A 17,612-nucleotide genomic window follows, 5' to 3' on the forward strand; every position below is an offset into this window, starting at 1 on the left:
CGTGCAGGCGGTGCGGTTCTCCCTCCTCGGCCCGGTCCGGGCCTGGCGCGGTGACGTCGAGCTGGAGCTGGGCGCGGCCCGTCAGCCCCGGCTCATCCTCGCGCTGCTGCTGGTCCGGGCCGCGTCCGGAGCCGGCGCCAGCCTGACCGAGCTGGTCGACCTGCTGTGGCCGGCCGACCCGCCGGCCAGCGCCCCGAACGTCGTGCACCGCCACGTCGGCGCCCTGCGCCGTGTCCTCGAGCCCGGCCTGCCCAACCGCGCGACCGGCTCTTACCTGCTGCGCGACGGCGCCGAGTACCGCATCCGGCTGGCCGGGGGGCTCGACCTGCTGCGGTTCAGGGAGCTGACCGCGAAGGCCCGGGCGGCCGACGACGACGAGGCGGTCGACCTGTTCATGCAGGCGGTGCGGCTGTGGCAGGACCGGTGCGGGGGCGAGCTGCGCACCGGCGGCCCGGTCCACCCGGATTTCCTGGCCGTCGACGCGGAGGGTTTCGCCGCGGTCCGCGACGCCGTCGACGCCGCGTTGCGCTGCGACCGGGGCCGGGCCGTCGAGCCGGCCGTACGCTGGTGCGCCGGCCTGGAGCCGCTCGACGAGGCGATGCAGGCCCGCATGGTGCTGATGCTCGCCGCCACCGGGCGGACGACCGAGGCGCTGGCCTGCTTCACCGAGGTACGCCGGAGGCTGGGCGACGAGCTGGGCATCGAACCCGGATCGGAACTGCGCGAGGCGTACGCCGGGCTGCTCCGCCAGGAGGTGACCACGGCGCCGTCGTCGGGGGCGCCGATCCCGTCGCAGCTGCCGCCCGACCATCCGCATTTCGTCGGCCGCCGCGACTACATCGAGCGGGCCATGCGGCTGCTCGCCGACGACCGTCGCGCCGGGCGGCCGAGCCGGGCCCTGGTGATCGACGGGATGCCCGGCGTCGGCAAGACCACGCTGGCCGTACACCTGGCCCATCATCTCGCCCCCTGCTACCCGGACGGCCGCCTCTACGCCGACCTGCGCGGGTTCGCCGCCGACCAGAACGTGATGTCGCCCGGCGAGGCGCTGCGCGGCTTCCTGTGGTCGCTGGGGGTGGCGCCGGGCGCGATCCCGGCCGAGCTGCACGCACAGGCCGGTCTGCTGCGGACCATCCTGGCCGGTCGCAAGGTGTTGATCCTGCTGGACAACTGCCGGGACTGGGAGCAGATCCGGCACCTGCTGCCGGGCGTGGGCGAGAGCCTGGTCATCACCACCAGCCGGCGCTCGATCGACGGGCTGCTGACCACGACCGGGGCCTACCCGCTGCCGCTGGAGCCGCTGCCCGCGGGCGAGGCGCGCGAGCTGCTGGCGCAGCGGCTGGGCGAGGACCGGACGGCGGCCGAACCGGGCGCCATCGAGCAGATCATCGAGCGGTGCGGCCGGTTGCCGCTGGCCCTGGCCCTGGTCGCCACCCGCACGGCGATCAACCCGGAGCTGACCCTGGGTGACATCGCCGCGGCCCTGGACGGCGGGTCGGGCCCGCTGGACGGCTTCGGTGACACGATCATCGACCTCAACGCGATCTTCTCCTGGTCGTACCGCGCGCTCTCGGACCGGGCCGCCGCCCTGTTCCGGCTGCTGCCGCTGCACCCGGATGTCGAGTTCGGGACGGCCGCCACCGCCGCGCTGGCCGGGGTGGCTCCGCACGCCGCCACCACGCTGCTGGCCGAACTGCGGTCGCATCTGCTGGTCCAGTCGGTCGGCGACCGCTGGCGGATTCACGATCTGCTCCGCGCGTACGCCGCCGAACTGGCCGAGGAACACGACAGCCCGGCCGCGCGCCGGACGGCCCACCACCGCCTCCTCGCGTATTTCCACCACACCGCGTACGCGGGTCATCTCGCCCTGCACCCGCAGGTGCCCGCTCCCCCACCGCAGGACCCGCCGGCCGGGGTGACCCCCGGGGTGTTCGCCGACCAGCACGAGGCGATGAGCTGGTTCCTCGCCGAGCAGCACAACGTGCTGGCCACGGTCGAGGCCGCGCAGACCGCCGGCGCGCCCCAGCCGGCCTGGGAGACGGCCCTCACTCTGCAGACGTTCCTGCAGTACACCGGCCAGATCGACGCGTGGGCGGCGGCGGTCGAGGCCGGGCTGGCGGCGGCCGCCGACGATCCGCTCGGGCAGGCGCTGATGCGGCGCAGCCTGGCCGGGGTCTGCTACTTCCGCTCCGACTTCGGCGCCGGTCTGGCCTATCTGGAGCTGGCGCGGGCCGGTTTCGAACGGCTGGGCCGCCGCGAGGAGCAGGCCCACGTCGAGAACAACATGGCGGAGATCCGCTTCGACCAGGAACGCTACGCCGACGCGATCTGGCACGGGCGGCGGGCGCTGGACCTGTTCCGGCTGGCCGGCCACCGGCGCGGGCAGGGCGGCGCGCTGATGGTGATCGCCAAGGCGACGCTGTCGGCCGGGTCGCCGACCGCGGCGCTGGCCATGTTCGGCGAGGCCGGGCGGCTCTACGAGCAGGCCGACGACCTGCACGGCGTCGGCACCGCGCTGGCGTGGAGCGGTGAGGCGTACGGCCGCCTGCACGACGACGACCGCCGGCTGGCCAGCCTCTACCAGGGCGTGGCGGCGTTCCGGCTGGCCGAGTCGCCGATGAACGCCGCCGAGACACTGACCCTGATCGGCGACACGCTGCTGGCCGACGGTCAGCCCGAGAACGCCCGCCGCACCTGGCGGGAGGCGCTGGGCGACATCGACCGCGCCGACCCCGCCCTCGCCCGCCGCATCCTCCAGCGCCTCAGCGCGGGCTGACCCGAGTTCCCGCGTCGCGTCCTGGTCAGCGCCTCAGCGCGGGCTGACCCTGGCCGCGTTCCCGCGTCGCGTCCTGGTCAACGCCTCAGTGCGGGCTGATCTTTACCGCGCTCTCGTCCCACCAGGCCGACGCGCGGAGCGTCGCCAGCAGCCGTTCCTGCTGCTCGGGTCGCTGCCGGTCGATGAACAGCACGCCGTCGAGGTGGTCGTTCTCGTGCTGGACGCACCGCGACACCAACCCCTCGCCGACGATCTGCACCGGGTCGCCGTGCGAACTGAAGCCCTTGGCGATCACGTTCTTGCGCCGCCGCGTGTCGAGGTAGACGCCGGGGATCGACAGGCACCCCTCGGGCCCGTCCTGTTCCTCGTCGTCCGGGAAGTCGAGCACCGGGTTGACCAGGTGGTGGATCTCGCCGTCGGTGATCTTCGGGCTGATCGCGAAGACCCGCAGGCTGACACCGAGCTGCGGCGCCGACAGCCCCGCACCGCCGGAGTTCTCCAGCGTCTCGGTCAGATCGTCGATGAGGGTACGCAGCTCCGCGTCGAAGTCGGTCACCGGCTCGGCCTTGGCTCGCAACACCTCGTCGCCGACGAGCCGGATGGGAATCACGCTCATGAAGCTCACCCTAAGACCTGTCCGGTTGGAGCCGCCCGGCGTCCTGGGGCACATCGAAGACGCCGGGCGGGCCGTCCACCACCCGTGACTTCGGACAGCCGGGCGGCGGGCGCCGCGCCCACCAGCACGAGGCTGGGCCGTATTGGGACGCGGCATTGACTTACAACGTCGGAAACGACTGATCGTTCAGTGCCGTGAGCCGTTTGTCGGGGGTGGCGAACGCGGTGTCATACCGCCGGCGTGTCAAGCATTCCGGTCACTTCCCGACCGATGGCCGTTGAGAGAGGTCAGGGCCGCGTGGACGTGCCCCCGGGCGTCGGACAGGGCCTGGCGGGCACGTTCCGCCGTGGTCCCCGCGATCAGAGTCACCACGGCCACCTTGGCGTCGCCGGCGGCGTCGGTCAGGGCCTGGCGGCAGGAGGGCTCGTCGGCGCCGGTGGCCTCGGCCAGGATGCGGAGCTGGCGGTCGCGCAGCTTGGCGTTGGCGGCCAGCATGTCGGTCATCAGGTTGGAGTACGTGCGGCCGAGGCGGACCATCGTCGCCGTGGAGAAGGCGTTGAGGATGAGCTTCTGGGCGGTGCCGGCCTTCATTCTGGTCGAGCCGGTCAGGACCTCGGGGCCGGTGTCGGGGGCGACGTGCACGTCGGCCAGGGGGGCCAGGGGGGACGCCGGGTTGGCCGAGATGAGCACCGTGGCGGCGCCGGCCGTGCGGGCCGCGATCAGGGCGCCTCGGACGTAGGGCGTACGCCCGCTGGCCGTGACCCCGACGACCAGGTCGCCGGCGACCACGGCCGAGATCACCGCCGCGCCCGCGCTCTCGTCGTCCTCGGCCGCCTCGGACGGGCGGGTCAGGGCGGGCACACCACCGGCGATGTGCGCGACGACCCGGTCGGGGGTGACGCCGAAGGTGGGGATGAGCTCGGCCGCGTCCAGCACCGCGATCCGTCCGGACGTCCCGGCGCCGACGTAGTGGACGCGGTGCTCGGTCGAGAGCGCGCCCACGGCCAGGTCCACGGCGATCGCCAGCTGCGGCAGGACCGCGGCGACGGCCAGCGGCACGGTCCGGTCCTCGGCGTTGATCAGCGCCAGGAGCTCGGCCGTGGGCATCCGGTCGAGGTCCATGCTGTGGGCGTTGCGCAGCTCGGTCCGGGACAGGGAAACAGAAGTCATGGGCGCCTCACGTGCCGGCCACGGACCGCGGCGTACGTGACGTCCAGCGCCGCCCGGGTCTCCCGGAAGGTGCGCTGTGCGACGCCGACGAAGACGCAGTCGATGACGGTGAGTTGCGCGAGCCGGCTGGCCATCGCGCCGGAGCGGAACGTCGTCTCCCGGGCCGCCGTGGTCAGGACCAGGTCCGCGACGCGGGTGATCGGCGACTTCGGGAAGTTGGTGAGGGCGACAGTGCGGGCGCCGTGCCGACCGGCGAGCGTGAACGCCTCGATCGTGTCGACGGTGGTGCCGGTGTGCGAGATGCCGAACGCGACGTCCCGGTCGTCGAGCAGGGCGGCGCTGGTCAGGGCCATATGCATGTCGCTCCAGGCGTACGCGATCCGCCCGATCCGATGCAGTTTCTGCTGGAAGTCGGCGGCCACGAAGGCGCTCGCGCCGACCCCGTAGATGTCGACCCGCCGCGCGCCGGCGACCACGTCGACGACCTGTTCGAGCACGGCGATGTCGATCTGGGTGGCGGTCTCCTCGACGGCCCGGGCGTCGGCGAAGGCGATCTTCTTGACCACCTGCCCGAGGTCGTCGGTCTCGCTGATGTCGCCGCCGATCGGCTCGGTCGCGTCGGCCCGGTCGGCTCGCCCGGCCTCGGCGGCCAGCGTGAGCCGCAACTCGGGGTAACCGCTGAAGCCCATGGCCCGGCAGAACCGGATCACCGTGGTCTCCGACGAGCGGGCCCGCGCAGCGAGGTCGCTGATGGTGAGCCGGGCCGCGGTGGCCGCCTCATCGATGATCACCTGCGCGACCCGCCGCTCGGCCGGCGACAGGGACGGCAGGAGCCCGCGCGCCCGCACCGCGGTGGGTGAGCGGTCGGTCATGTGCGGTGACGCCCTTCGGTCGGTAGGTTCTGAAGTCTATGGACCTCGTGCTGGGTGTCGACGTGGGCGCCACCTCCACCCGCAGCGTGCTGGCGACGACCGACGGGCAGGTGATCGCGCGGGGCCGCGCCGGTGGCGCGAACATCAACAGCAGCGGCGCGAGCCTGGTCGAGACGCTTCAGGCCGTTCTGGAGCCGGCCGCGGGAAAACCGGTCCGGCTGGGCGTTCTCGGCGCGGCCGGCGCGGGTGGCGCCGGGCGACGAGTTTTTGGTACGGGCGCAGTGGAAGCGTGGCGCACGATGGGCCTTCCGGGCGTACCGGTGACGGTCACCGACCTGGAGGTCGCGTTCGCGGCGGGCACCTGGGAGCAGCACGGCACCCTGCTGCTGGCCGGCACCGGCGCGCTGGCCGCCCGCTTCGACGACGGTGTGCTGGTCCAGCGCTGCGACGGCTACGGCTGGCTGCTCGGCGACGAGGGGTCCGCCGTCTGGATCGCCCTGCGGGCCCTGCGCGCCGCCCTGGCCGCCCTGGACGGCCGCGGCCCCGCGACGTCGCTGGTCGAGGCGGCCGGCGTGACCTTCGGCATTCCCCGGGTCAGCGGCACCGAGGACCACGCGCAGGCGATCGTGGCCGACGCCTTCCGCCGCCCGCCGGCCGAGCTGGGCCGGTTGGCGCCGTCGGTGAGCGCCGCGGCCCTCGACGGTGACGCCGTGGCCGTGCAGATCTGTGCCGACGCCGCGTCCAGCCTCCTGCACACCTTCGACTCGGTCGGTCCGGCCGCGCAGGCCGGCTCGGTCGAAGCAGCCGCGCGACCCAGCTCGGCCGGACCAGTCACGCAACCCGGACCAGCCGTGCGGGGCGGCTCGGCCGGACCAACCATGCAGGGCGGCATCGTGCTGGCCGGGTCGGTTCTGCTCGCTCCGGGTCCGGTCGCCGAGGCTGTCCGTCAGGGGCTGCGCCGGCGCACACCGGTCGAGCCGTCGGAGGCCCGTGACGGGGCGGCCGGAGCGGCGGCGATGGCGATCGCACGTCTCACCGGCGCGCTTGTCCCCGAGGCGATCCACGCCCGCCTGACCCGCCAAGATCAGCTCTGAGCCTCGCGCGCGCCGCCCCCTCCCCCACCCCGGCTCTGGGTGGGTCGGAAAGTAGCGGTGGGGTACGACGTTTTTCGGCGAGTGTCCACAGCCCTGGTCCGCGGTCACGAGCCCAGCCGCGAATAGAGCAGATAGCGCCGCCGCCGGGCGTCGAAGGCCCGCAACTCCGGTCCCCACGCGCCGACCACCTCATCCGGCGACGCGCCGGCGTCGATCATCGTGCGCAGCCGGGCCGACCCGGTGAGCAGGTCGATCCAGAAGGGACGGGCGCCTCCATCGTTACGCCACGCGAACGCCGGGAAACGACGGGCGGCCACCAGCATCGTCACGGCCGTACGTATCGGGTCGAAGACGCTCTGGTCGGTGACCTTCACCTCGATGCCCGCGCAGATCTGGCCGGCGAACTTGTTGAAGGTGGGCGTGAAGTAGGCCTCGCGGAACTCGACGCCGGGCAGGCCGTAGGAGGAAGCGAGGTCGCACCAGTGGTAGTCGAAGCCGGGGCCGCCGATCAGCTCGAACGGCCGGGTCGTCCCGCGCCCCTCGGAGAGGGTCGCCACGCCCTCGAACATCCCGGTGCCGGGGTAGACGATCGCGGTGTCGGGGGTCGGCATGTTGGGGCTGGGCAGCACCCAGGGCAGGTCGGTGTCGCCGGCCCGGAGCCGGCCGGTCCAGCCGAGGCAGCCGATCACGTCGAGGCGGACCGGGCGCCCGGCCTCGGCCGGCAGCAGCTCGCCGTTGTAGTAGCGGGCCAGTTCGCCGACGGTCATGCCGTGCTGCTGGACGATCTCCTTGCGCCCGACACCGCTGGTGTAGGCGGGGGTCATCATCGGCCCGTACGCGCGGCCGCCGATCGGGTTGGGCCGGTCGAGGACCACGTAGCGCAGGCCGAGACGGGCGGCCGCGCACATCGAGTCGTAGAGGGTCCAGATGTAGGTGTAGAAGCGGGCGCCGACGTCCTGGATGTCGAAGACGACGGTGCGGACCCCGGCGGCGGTGAACATCTCGGCCCACCGGGCCTGGGTGGCGCCGTACGCGTCGTAGACGGTCAGGCCGGTGCGGGCATCGGTGCCCGTACCCTCGCTGCCGCCCGCCTGGGCCGAACCGCGGAAGCCGTGCTCCGGGCCGAACACGCCCCCGATCAGCACGCCGTCGGCGTGCATGCGGTCGACGAGATGCCGGTATCCGCGGTCGACCCCGGTGGGGTTGGAGATCACGCCGATGCGTTCGCCGCGTACGGCGTCCCACCCGGATGCGGCGAGGCGGTCCATGCCGGTGCGCACCGGGATCCGTGGGATGAGCCCGGGCTTGGCGTGGCCGCCAGGAACAGCGGCCGCGGCCGGCGAGGCACCCGCCGCCACTCCACCGGCCACCCCCGCGCCGGCGGCTGCGAGAAGGCGACGCCGGCCGATGTGGACACTCCACCGCATGGCCGCGACCGTACCCCGGAGCGTCGTTTTCTGGCAATAACCTTCGCCCCACTTGAAGAATCCGAAGGAAAGCACCATTCTATCGACGCATGGAAGGGTGTGGATGATGAGGCGTGCAACCCTGACCGTCTGCCTGATCGCCGCCATGGTTAGCGCGGCGTCCCCCGCTTCGGCGGCCGAGCCCACCGGTCCGCCGTCGGTCACGCCCGCCGACATCGACTTCCGCAACGACGTGCTGCGAACCGGCCGGCCCGGTCAGGTCGGCCTGGTCGCCGATCGGGTGGCGGCGCTGCCGGAGATCGCCCGGTCCTACCTCACGCCCACGCTCGACCATCCGACCTGGCCCGCGTACGCCGGCGCGTCGGTGCTGGCCGCGCACAACGGCGTGGTGGTGTCCCGGTTCGCGGTCGGCGACGCGGTCCGCTACTCGGCGGTCGGCCCGGCCCCGGCCCGGGACGGCGTGGAGCTGCCGCCGGAACAACGCATACCCGCGCGTACCGACACGATCTGGGATCTTGCCTCGATCTCCAAACTCTTCACCACCGTGACGCTGCTGCAGCAGGTCGAGGCCGGTCGCGTGGACCTCGCCGCGCCCGTGGCGACCTACGTGCCCGAGTTCGGCAAGCCGGCGATCACCGTCAAGCATCTGCTCACCCACACCTCCGGACTGCCGGCGTTCCTGCCGTTCTACAGCTCGTACCCCACCCCGGAGACCCGCCTGCGGGCCGCGATCACCACCCCGGTGACCGCCGGATCCACCCCGGGCGGGCAGTACGTCTACTCCGACATCGGCCTGATCGTGCTGGGCGTGCTGGTCGAGCGGATCACCGGCACAGGCCTGGCCCAGGCCGTGAACGACGCGGTGATCGGGCCGCTCGGGCTGACGGACACCGGCTACAACCCGGACGCCGGCAAGAAGCCGCGGATCGCCGCCACCGAGTACGAGCCGTACGTCGGCCGGGGCATGGTCTGGGGCGAGGTGCACGACGAGAACGCCTGGAGCCTGGGCGGGGTCGCCGGGCACGCGGGCCTGTTCTCCACCGTGGACGACATGGCGATCTTCTGTCAGATGCTGCTCAACGGCGGCACCTACGCCGGCCGGCGGATCCTGGCCGAGAGCACCGTGCGGGCGGCGCTGGTCAACTACAACGCCGGCCTCGAGCAGGCGTACCCGGAAAGCGACCGCGGGCTGGGCTTCGAGCTCGACAAGCACTGGTACATGGGCGGCCTTTCGAGTCCGGTGACGTTCGGGCACACCGGGTTCACCGGCACGACGATCACGATCGACCCGCTCGCCCACTCGTTCCTCATCGTGTTCAGCAACCGGGTGCACCCGGACCGGAACTGGGGCAGCAACAACGTGGCCCGGCGGGCGCTGGCCGGCGCGTTCGCCGACGCGCACCCGGTCCGCCCGCCGTCCGGTGGCCGCGCCTGGCGGGCCCTCAACGGTGACCAGACCACGACCACGCTGACCGCTTCCCTCCGCGAGAAAAGCAGAAGCGGAGCCGTGCTCAGCGCCCAGCTCTGGTATGACACCGAGCCCCGCAACGACGTCGTCCGCGTCGAGACGTCGGCCGACGGGGTCACCTGGACTCTGCTGCCGCTGCACCTGAGGGCGCCCGGCGCCGGCAACTTCGACAGCACCGGCACGCTCACCGGCTTCGGCGGCCGGGTCTGGTGGCAGACCATCGCCACCCTGCCGGCCGGCGTCCAGCACGTGCGATTCAGCTACACCACCGATGTCAACTCGCAGGGCCGCGGCGTCTACGTCGACCGTGTGCTCGTCGACGACCACGGCGCGACGCTGTTCCGGGGCGACGGCTTCCGCGCCGACGGATGGGCCCTCACGAATTCCTAGGAGCGACGATATGTCAGGGACGATGAGCCGTCGCGGGCTGCTCGCCGGCGGCGCGGCCGCCGGGGTGGCCGGGGCGCTGGGCGGCTGCGCGATGGGCGGTGGCGACGACGGCGGCAGCGCCACGGCCGAGACCAGCGCGCGGAACCCACTCGGGGTCAAGGCCGACGCACCGCTCGAGGTGGTCATCTTCAACGGCGGCTTCGGCGAGGAGTACGCCAAGGCGCACGAGGCGATGTACAAACAGCGCTACCCCGACGCCCCGATCAAGCACTCGGCCACCCAGCAGATCTCGCAGACGTTGCAGCCGCGGTTCGTCAACGGCGACCCGCCCGACGTCGTCAACAACTCCGGCGGCAATCAGATCGACTTCAACGGCCTGGTCTCGCAGGGCGCCCTGGCCGACCTCGGTGACCTGCTGGAGGCGCCGAGCCTGGACGACCCGGCCAAGAAGGTCAAGGACACGCTGCGGCCCGGGATCGTCGAGCTGGGCTCGTACGACGGAAAGTTCCTGTCCTTGAACTACGCGTACTCGGCCTACGCGATCTGGCAGTCGGACAAGCTGTTCGAGGCCCGCGGCTGGGAGTACCCGAAGACCTGGGACCAGATGATCGCCCTGTGCCGCACGATCAAGGCGGCCGGCATCGCGCCGTGGACCTACACCGGCGTGCACGCGCGCTACATGAGCTGGCCGATCCTGTCCGCCGCGGCCAAGATGGGCGGCGTCGACGTGCTCAAGGCGATCGACAACCTGGAACCGAACGCGTGGAAGCACGACGCGGTCAAAGCCGCCGCGGACGCGTACTCGCAGCTCGCCATCGACGGCTTCCTGCAGGCCGGCGCCGAGGGCATGGACCACATCCAGGCCCAGACCGAGTGGTGCAACGGCAAGGCCGCCTTCATCTCGTGCGGTTCGTGGCTGGAGAACGAGCAAAAGAAGGTCACGCCGCCCGGCTTCCGGATGTCCGCCCACCCCACGCCCCGCCTCACCTCGGCCGACAAACTGCCGTTCGAGGCGTTCCGGGGTACGGGCAGCGAGCCGTTCGTCGTACCGGCCAAGGCCAAGAACCAGCGCGGCGGCCTGGAATACCTGCGGGTCATGCTGTCGAAGAAGGGCGCCGCGGACTTCACCGGCAAGGTCAGCAGCCTGACCGTGGTGACCGGGTCGAACGACGGCATCGCCCTCGGCCCGGGCCTCACCTCGGTCACCAAGATGATCGACACGGCCGGCCCGGCCAACACGTTCAACTGGCTCTACAACTCGTTCTACCGCAAGCTCGAACGGGAACTGGTCAACGCCGCCTGCGCCGACCTGTTCGCCAAGCGGATCACCGCCGCCGAATGGGTCGGCCGGTGCCAGCAGGCGGCCGACTCGATCGCGAAGGACTCGTCGATCAAGAAGTACAAGCGGGCCTGACGTTGCGTGGCCGCCGGCTGTTCATAGCCACGTTCCTCGTCCCGCCGCTGCTGCTCTACGGCGTCTTCGTGGTGTCGCCGTACGCGCAGGCGTTCCAGATCTCGGCCACGAACTGGCGCGGCCTGTCCCCCGACTTCGAGTTCGTCGGCCTGGCCAACTTCCGACGCCTGGCCGTCGACGACGTGTTCTGGAACGCGTTGGGGCACAACGCGATCCTGCTCGTACTGCTGCCCGTGGCGACGATCCTGCTCGGCCTGTTCCTCGCCTCGATGATCAGCGTGGGCGGGCGGGCCGACCGGGCCGGCGTGCACGGCGTACGCGGAGCCGGGTTCTATCGCGTCGTCTACTTCTTCCCGCAGGTGCTGTCGGTGGCCATCGTCGGCGTGCTCTGGAAGGAGATGTTCGCCCCGAACAGCGGCCTGATCAACGGCCTGCTCCGCGCGGCCCGGCTCGGCGGCCTGGCCCAGCCGTGGCTGGGCGATCCGCGGTTCTCGTTCTGGTCCCTGGCCGTCGTGCTGCTGTGGAGCAACGTCGGTTTCTACGTGGTGTTGTTCAGCGCGGCCATGCAGTCGATACCACGGGACATCTACGAGGCGGCGCTGCTCGACGGGGCCGGGCGGGCGGCCACCCTGTTCCGGGTCACGGTTCCGCTGGTCTGGGACAGCATCCAGGTGGCCTGGGTCTACCTGGCCATCCTGGCCATCGACGCGTTCGCGGTGGCACAGATCGTGACGAATGGCGGTCCCGGCTATTCGTCCGACGTGGTCGGATTGCGGCTCTACAAGACAGCGTTCAACGAGTCGCAATTCGGCTACGCCTCGGCCATGGGCGTGGCGATGTTCTTCCTCACGTTGTCGGTCGCCGCGGTGTTCCTGCGCGTCACCCGCCGCGAACGGGTGGAACTGTGACGGAGGCGGTGCCGGCGCCCGCGCGTACCCGAAATCTCTCGCTCTTCTCACACGCGTTCCTGATCGGCTGGGCCCTGCTCACCACCCTGCCCCTGCTGTGGGCCGTGGTCAGTTCGCTGAAGAGCGACAACGAGATCCTGACCGACCCGTGGGGCCTGCCGTCGCGGCCGCGCTGGAACAATTTCGCCCGGGCGTGGAACGACGCGCACATCGGCCAATACTTCCTGAACAGCGCCATCGTCGTGACCGGCGCCCTGATCCTGACCATGCTGCTCGGCGCGATGGCCGCCTACGTGCTGGCCCGCTACCGTTTCCGCGGCTCCCGCGTGGTCTATTACGCCTTCATCGGCGGCATGATGTTCCCGGTCTTCCTGGCCCTGGTGCCGCTGTTCTTCGTGGTCCGCAACCTCGGCATCCTGGGCACGCTGCCCGGCCTGATCCTGGTCTACGCGGCCTATTCCCTGCCGTTCACGGTCTTCTTCCTGACCGCGTTCTTCCGCACGCTGCCGACCACCGTCGCCGAGGCCGCCATGGTCGACGGCTGCGGCCACTTCCGCCTGTTCTTCCAGGTCATGCTCCCGATGGCCCGCCCCGGTCTGGTCAGCGTGGCCATCTTCGACTTCCTGTTCCAGTGGAACCAGTACGTGCTGCCGATCGTCCTCATGCAGGGCGAGGGCGCGGAGAAGCGCTGGGTGCTGGCGCAGGGGCTGACGGCGCTGGCCGTCGACGAGGGCTATCAAGGCGATTACGGGGCGCTGTTCGCCGGGATGACGATCGCGATGTTGCCGGTGCTGATCGGGTACGTGATCTTCCACCGGCAGGTGCAGAGTGGACTCGCGGCCGGCCAGATGCGGTAGTTTCGGGGCGCGCCGGATTTCAGTGCGGCGCGCACCCGGTTCGCGGGCCGGGTCAGGCCGGCTTTTCGATCTCGGCGCGGAGGGCGGAGAGCTTGCCGGCCAGGGCCTCGGGGTTGCCGGGGCTGTCGACCAGCACGCCGTCCGAGTCGGGGTCGGACCAGACGCAGACCGCGGCGGGGCGGCCGTTCCACTTGCCGTCGCCGCACTGGGCCGAGCCGCCGATCGGGCCCGGCTCGACGGCGATCAGGGCGCCGGTGTCGAAGCGGTTGCCGACCTCGGCGCCGAACAGGGCCGCCCGCTCCTCCTGCGCCACCGTCGCGCCGGAGAGCGCCCACACGTACATGATGTTGCGGTCGTCGAGCCCGAACACACCCTCGGCGCGCGCCGTGGACGGGAACAGGTCGGGCGTCGCCGACGGCTTGTTCTTGGCGGTGGTCTTGAGCTTCTCGGTCCCGCCCAGGGTGGCCGGCGTGGCGACCTTCATCGTGGACGCGGCCGTCCCCGGACCCGGGTTGCTGGCCGCGGTGCCGCCGCTGCCCGTGGGTGCCGTCGAGGCGGGGGCCGTCGTCGGCACACCGGTGGGTGCCGCCGCCGAGCTGCTGCCGCCGCCACCGATCAGTCCCGCCGCGTACGCGCCACCGGCCAGAGCCACGGCCACGATCAGCAGGATGACGAGAATCCACAGGAACACGCGACCCCCACCCGAGCGCCGCGGCGGCTCGGCCGGATCCGGCCTGGACAGTGGCCTGGGCCCCAGTCCGAACGAGTCCGACATGAAGTCCCCCTCTTCCTAGCTGTATCTCTCAGTGATCACGCAGGCGAGCGGTGGCTGGTTCAGTACTCACCGGTAAGTAGGCTTATCCAAGCGCATCCGGACCGATTTTGCACCATCGCCATTTGTCGGCTTGTCGATGCGTCGAAAATCGTTTCAGCGCCACTACACCCGAACGTCTAAGCAGCTCAGCACGCATATATGCCGTCCCGCAAGGTATCCACGACCCCCTTGCCCCGGTGACCCAAAGCAACGCGCACAAACGCACAGGGTCGCCAAAGTGACATGGCTAACTGTCACGCCCGACGTGATCTGCACAACCAGTTCCAGATAACCCTGCGTAACCAGTCACGTTGTTACGAGCAATTCACAACCTTGAAAACAAGACCCTTCCCACGCCCCGCAACGTCAAACCCACCCCCCGTAGGCAAAACCACCCAACGCACCCACCCCGTCACTCCCACCCACCGCCCTTCCCCCAGTGGTAGCCCCGCGCGCCACCCGCACCCCAAAACACCGCCCGGTCCTACCTCTGCGCCCACGCACGCACCGGGACCGGCGGCAGCGGCCGCGACGACGCGCCCGGCCGCCTGGCAACCCGCCCGACCACCCAGATGCCCGGCAGTCCGCCACCCGACAGCCGGCCAAGCCCGCCGTCAGCGGGCCTGGGCGCGCGGCCGGCACGCTGATGTGAAGGAAGCGCGCCGGGAACGGGGCGATTCTCAGGCAGGTCGGGTTCGCCGCGGGAGCAGGACGATTGTCAGGCGGGCCGGGTGCGCCACAGGAGCAGGACGAAGTAGGGCGCCCCGATCAGGGCGGTCACCAGCCCGGCGGCCAGCTGCGTCGGCGCCAGCACGGTCCGTCCCAGCGTGTCCGCCACCGACACCAGGACCGCCCCCAGCACCACCGCCACCGGCACCGACCGCGCATGCCGCGACCCGACCAGCGCCCGCGCGGCATGCGGCGCCACCAGCCCGACGAACCCCAGCGCCCCGACCGCGCCGGCCGCGCCGGCCGTGAGGACCGCCGCCAGTGACAGGAACCCGAGCCGGGCCCGGTTCAGCGGCACGCCGAGGATCCGCGGCACGTCCTCGTCGAGCGCCACCAGGTCCAGCGTCCGCGAACCGGCCAGTGTCAACGGCAGCGCCACGGCCAGGACGAGCAGGACGGGGACGTTCGAGGCGAGGGTCCGGCCGTACGTGGATCCGGAAAGCCAGGTCAGCGCCAGGTTGGTGTTCCAGGGCGAAGCCACCAGCACGGTCAGCGTGGTGATCGCGGTGGCGCCGGCGCTGACTCCGATGCCGACCAGCACGATCCGGTCGGAGGCCGGCCCGCGCCCGGCGGCCAGCCGGTAGACCAGGGCGAACGTGCCGAGTGCGGCGAGCGTGGCCACGCCCATGACCGGCCACACACCGACTCCGGGCAGCAGCAGCACCATGGCGACGGCACCGACCGATGCGCCGGGGGTGATGCCGAGCAGGCCGGGCTCGGCCAGCGGGTTGCGGCACACGGCCTGCACGATGGACCCGGCCAGGGCGAGCGCGGCGCCGCCGAGCAATGCCGCCAGGACGCGCGGCCACCGCTGGTCGAGCACGAACGTCACGGCGCGGCCGGATGTCCCGGACAGCCAGTTGGCGACGTCGCCGAGCAGCACCAGCCGGTCGCCGAGCAGCAGCGCGGCCACGAACGCGGCCACCACCAGGACTCCCAGGACGGCACCGGCGAACGCGACCTGTCCCCGCGTACGCACAGTGCCGTGCGCCTGAGCCGGAGTGCCACCGTCGCGCAACCGCCGCGCCAGCCAGACCAGCAGCACCGCACCGGCCAGCGTGGTCAGGACGCCGGTGGGCACCGAGATGGCCCGTTCGGGCGGGAGGATGAGCCGCAGGATGACGTCGGCCGCGACCACGATGACGGCGCCGACGAGGGCGGCGAACGGTACGAGGGCCAGGTGCCGTCCCAGTCCGGGGATTCGTCCGGCGATCAGCCGCGCGATCACCGGCCCGCTGAGCCCGACGAAGCCGATCGGCCCGGCCACTGTCACAGCGGTCGCCGCCAGCAGCACGGCCAGGACGACGGCGATCACCCGGGTACGCCGGACGTCGACGCCCAGCACCCGGGCCGAGTCGTCGCCGAGCCCGAGCACGTCGAGCCGAGGGGTCAGCAGCAGCACGGCCAGCACCGCCGCCACGATCAGCGGCGCGCCCAGGGTGACCTGCCGGGTTCCGGACTGGACGGTGGTGCCGCTGCCCCAGCCGAACAGGCCGGGCGTGTTGGCCTGGAAGAGCATGAGCAGCACGTAGGTGAGCGACTGCAACGCCAGCGCGACGGCCGAGCCGGCCAGCACCAGGCGGGTCGGCCCGGCCGCGCCGCCGCGGGCGACGGCCAGCACGAGTCCGGCGGCGAGCAGCCCGCCGGCCAAGGCGACCAGGCCGCTGACGAAGAACGGCAGCGAGATCCCGAAGGCGGCCACCGCGACGACGGCGGCCCAGGCCCCGGCGTTGACGGCGAGGGTGTCGGGCGCGGCGAGCGGGTTGCGGGCCACCGACTGCAGGACGGCGCCGGCCACGCCGACTCCGACGCCGACCAGGACGGCGGCGGCCAGGCGGGGCAGCCGGCTTTCGATCAGCACGGCGGCGGCCTGGTCGGCCGGGCCGCCGGGCAGTATGGCGTGCAGCAGCCGGCCCAGCCCGAGGCTGGCGGTGCCCTGGGTGAGGTGCACCGCGGCCAGGGCCAGCAGCAGCACGACGGCGCCGATGAAAACCCCGATCATGGGGTACGCCCGGAGTCCACCGCCCCGCGCCGGCCGCTGGTCCGGCGGCGCCTCGATCGTGCCGGTCACGGGTCTACTCGGTGAGCGCGGCGACGAGCGCGTCGACGTAGGCACCGGCCGAGGCGGGGCCGCCGAACATCCAGATGCCGTCGGGGATGCGCTTCACCTTCTGCGTCTTGACGAACTCCAGCCCGGTCCAGATCTTGTTGGACCGCAGGGCCTTGACGTACGCCTCGCCGTCGTCGGCCTTGTTGGCCACGTACACGAAGGTGTTGTCCTTGTTCGTGATCTTGGTCAGGCCTTCGACGTCGGTCTGGGCCAGGCCGTAGTCCTTGTCGCCGCCGGCGGTCCACTGGTTGTTCAGTCCGAGCCGGGCGCCGATGCCGCCGAAGAACGAATTCGGCGTGTACATCCGCAGCGACACGTTGCCGGCGTCGACCCAGCCGTCCGACATGGTGAACGGCGCGCCCGTCCGGCCGGCCTTGGCCAGGGCGTCCTTGCCCGCGGCGACCTTGGCGTCGAAGTCGCTGATCAGCGTGGCCGCCCGCGCCTCGGTGCCGGTGGCCCGGGCCAGGGTGGTGACGGTCTTCTTCATGTAGCCGATCGGGTCCTGGCCGTCCGAGCCGCGCAGCGCGATCACCGGCGCCTGCTTCGCGATCTGGGCCAGCACGTTCGCGGGCACGTCGGTGGTGCTGACGACCAGGTCGGGCTGGAGCGCGACGATGGCGTCGAGGCTGGGTTCGCCGCGCAGGCCGACGTCGGGTGTCTTGGGGTCGATCGGCATGACCGTGTCGTAGGCGTTGTAGCCCTTGACGTCGGCCTGGCCGGCCGGTTTGACGCCCAGCGCGATCAGGTTCTCGGTCAGGCCCCATTCGAGGGAGACCACGGTGGCGGCGGGCTTGTCGAGGTGTACGGGGCCACGCTCGTCGGTGAGATCCACCGGACCGGAGGACGTCGCGGCGGACGGGACGGACGCGTCGGTCGGATCCTCGGTGGTGCCGCAGGCGGCGGCGAGGATCATCGCGGTGAGCGCGGCCGCCGTCGCGGCGAAGGCTCGGCGGGTACGGACCATCGG

At 71.9% G+C, this 17,612-nt stretch carries 13 protein-coding genes; 6 read left to right on the plus strand and 7 right to left on the minus strand.

All coding sequences use genetic code 11. The features are described from left to right. Position 1 precedes the first annotated feature (1 nt). Positions 2 to 2,776, plus strand: coding sequence for a BTAD domain-containing putative transcriptional regulator (locus ACGFIO_RS27070; RefSeq protein ID WP_392829767.1), 2,775 nt, complete (start codon positions 2 to 4; stop codon positions 2,774 to 2,776). A gap of 85 nt (positions 2,777 to 2,861) precedes the next feature. On the opposite strand, the gene def is transcribed toward ACGFIO_RS27070, so the two are convergent. The 3 genes from def to ACGFIO_RS27085 all read right to left on the minus strand — a co-directional run bounded on the left by def (position 2,862) and on the right by ACGFIO_RS27085 (position 5,434). Then, positions 2,862 to 3,392 carry a peptide deformylase gene (gene def, locus ACGFIO_RS27075; RefSeq protein WP_392829769.1) on the minus strand — a complete coding sequence of 177 codons (531 nt, stop codon included), beginning with the start codon at positions 3,390 to 3,392 and terminating at the stop codon, positions 2,862 to 2,864. A 243-nt stretch (positions 3,393 to 3,635) separates the two neighbouring features. Then, positions 3,636 to 4,562 carry an N-acetylmuramic acid 6-phosphate etherase gene (gene murQ / locus ACGFIO_RS27080; protein ID WP_392829771.1) on the minus strand — a complete coding sequence of 309 codons (927 nt, stop codon included), beginning with the start codon at positions 4,560 to 4,562 and terminating at the stop codon, positions 3,636 to 3,638. Next, entirely contained in the window at positions 4,559 to 5,434 is an 876-nt protein-coding gene (locus ACGFIO_RS27085) for a MurR/RpiR family transcriptional regulator (protein WP_392829773.1), read from the minus strand. The genes murQ and ACGFIO_RS27085 overlap by 4 nt, the downstream gene beginning before the upstream one ends. A 38-nt stretch (positions 5,435 to 5,472) precedes the next feature. Between ACGFIO_RS27085 and ACGFIO_RS27090 the strand changes: the two genes are divergently transcribed. Beyond that, complete coding sequence (locus ACGFIO_RS27090; RefSeq protein ID WP_392829775.1) at positions 5,473 to 6,528, plus strand: N-acetylglucosamine kinase; 1,056 nt, start codon at positions 5,473 to 5,475, stop codon at positions 6,526 to 6,528. A gap of 104 nt (positions 6,529 to 6,632) precedes the next feature. Here ACGFIO_RS27090 and ACGFIO_RS27095 read toward each other — a convergent pair whose 3' ends face one another. Further along, a complete protein-coding gene (locus ACGFIO_RS27095) occupies positions 6,633 to 7,955 on the minus strand; it encodes an exo-beta-N-acetylmuramidase NamZ domain-containing protein (protein ID WP_392829777.1) in 1,323 nt (440 codons plus the stop codon). A gap of 106 nt (positions 7,956 to 8,061) precedes the next feature. Between ACGFIO_RS27095 and ACGFIO_RS27100 the strand changes: the two genes are divergently transcribed. From ACGFIO_RS27100 to ACGFIO_RS27115, 4 genes are read left to right on the plus strand one after another with little or no spacing between them, the layout of a single operon-like run. After that, positions 8,062 to 9,813 carry a serine hydrolase gene (locus tag ACGFIO_RS27100; RefSeq protein WP_392829779.1) on the plus strand — a complete coding sequence of 584 codons (1,752 nt, stop codon included), beginning with the start codon at positions 8,062 to 8,064 and terminating at the stop codon, positions 9,811 to 9,813. 10 nt (positions 9,814 to 9,823) lie between these two features. Beyond that, positions 9,824 to 11,227, plus strand: coding sequence for an N-acetylglucosamine/diacetylchitobiose ABC transporter substrate-binding protein (gene ngcE / locus ACGFIO_RS27105; RefSeq protein WP_392829781.1), 1,404 nt, complete (start codon positions 9,824 to 9,826; stop codon positions 11,225 to 11,227). A gap of 2 nt (positions 11,228 to 11,229) precedes the next feature. Then, positions 11,230 to 12,135, plus strand: a complete 906-nt coding sequence (locus ACGFIO_RS27110; protein ID WP_392829782.1) for a carbohydrate ABC transporter permease — start codon at positions 11,230 to 11,232, stop codon at positions 12,133 to 12,135. Continuing rightward, a complete protein-coding gene (locus tag ACGFIO_RS27115; protein ID WP_392829784.1) occupies positions 12,132 to 12,992 on the plus strand; it encodes a carbohydrate ABC transporter permease in 861 nt (286 codons plus the stop codon). The genes ACGFIO_RS27110 and ACGFIO_RS27115 overlap by 4 nt, the downstream gene beginning before the upstream one ends. A gap of 52 nt (positions 12,993 to 13,044) precedes the next feature. Here the strand turns inward: ACGFIO_RS27115 and ACGFIO_RS27120 are convergent, their stop codons facing one another. The 3 genes from ACGFIO_RS27120 to ACGFIO_RS27130 form a co-directional block, all read right to left on the minus strand. Next, positions 13,045 to 13,683 carry a hypothetical protein gene (locus ACGFIO_RS27120; RefSeq protein ID WP_392829786.1) on the minus strand — a complete coding sequence of 213 codons (639 nt, stop codon included), beginning with the start codon at positions 13,681 to 13,683 and terminating at the stop codon, positions 13,045 to 13,047. Positions 13,684 to 14,524: 841 nt separating this feature from the next. Next, on the minus strand, positions 14,525 to 16,606 hold the full coding sequence (locus tag ACGFIO_RS27125; RefSeq protein WP_392829787.1) for an iron ABC transporter permease: 2,082 nt from the start codon (positions 16,604 to 16,606) through the stop codon (positions 14,525 to 14,527). Between the two features lie 4 nt (positions 16,607 to 16,610). Next, the gene (locus ACGFIO_RS27130) at positions 16,611 to 17,609 is read right to left on the minus strand and encodes an ABC transporter substrate-binding protein (RefSeq protein ID WP_392829789.1); all 999 of its coding nucleotides are present in this window, start codon (positions 17,607 to 17,609) and stop codon (positions 16,611 to 16,613) included. Positions 17,610 to 17,612 lie beyond the last annotated feature (3 nt).

It is taken from the genome of Actinoplanes sp. NPDC049265, assembly GCF_043197135.1.
In the GTDB taxonomy this organism is placed as follows: Bacteria; Actinomycetota; Actinomycetes; order Mycobacteriales; family Micromonosporaceae; genus Actinoplanes.

Coding starts and splice junctions, on each gene's coding strand:
- ACGFIO_RS27130 (WP_392829789.1), bottom strand. CDS start 17,609: ATGGTCCGTACCCGCCGAGCCTTCGCCGCGACGGCGGCCGCGCTCACC.
- ACGFIO_RS27095 (WP_392829777.1), bottom strand. CDS start 7,955: ATGCGGTGGAGTGTCCACATCGGCCGGCGTCGCCTTCTCGCAGCCGCC.
- murQ (WP_392829771.1), bottom strand. CDS start 4,562: ATGACTTCTGTTTCCCTGTCCCGGACCGAGCTGCGCAACGCCCACAGC.
- def (WP_392829769.1), bottom strand. CDS start 3,392: ATGAGCGTGATTCCCATCCGGCTCGTCGGCGACGAGGTGTTGCGAGCC.
- ACGFIO_RS27100 (WP_392829779.1), top strand. CDS start 8,062: ATGAGGCGTGCAACCCTGACCGTCTGCCTGATCGCCGCCATGGTTAGC.
- ngcE (WP_392829781.1), top strand. CDS start 9,824: ATGTCAGGGACGATGAGCCGTCGCGGGCTGCTCGCCGGCGGCGCGGCC.
- ACGFIO_RS27085 (WP_392829773.1), bottom strand. CDS start 5,434: ATGACCGACCGCTCACCCACCGCGGTGCGGGCGCGCGGGCTCCTGCCG.
- ACGFIO_RS27090 (WP_392829775.1), top strand. CDS start 5,473: ATGGACCTCGTGCTGGGTGTCGACGTGGGCGCCACCTCCACCCGCAGC.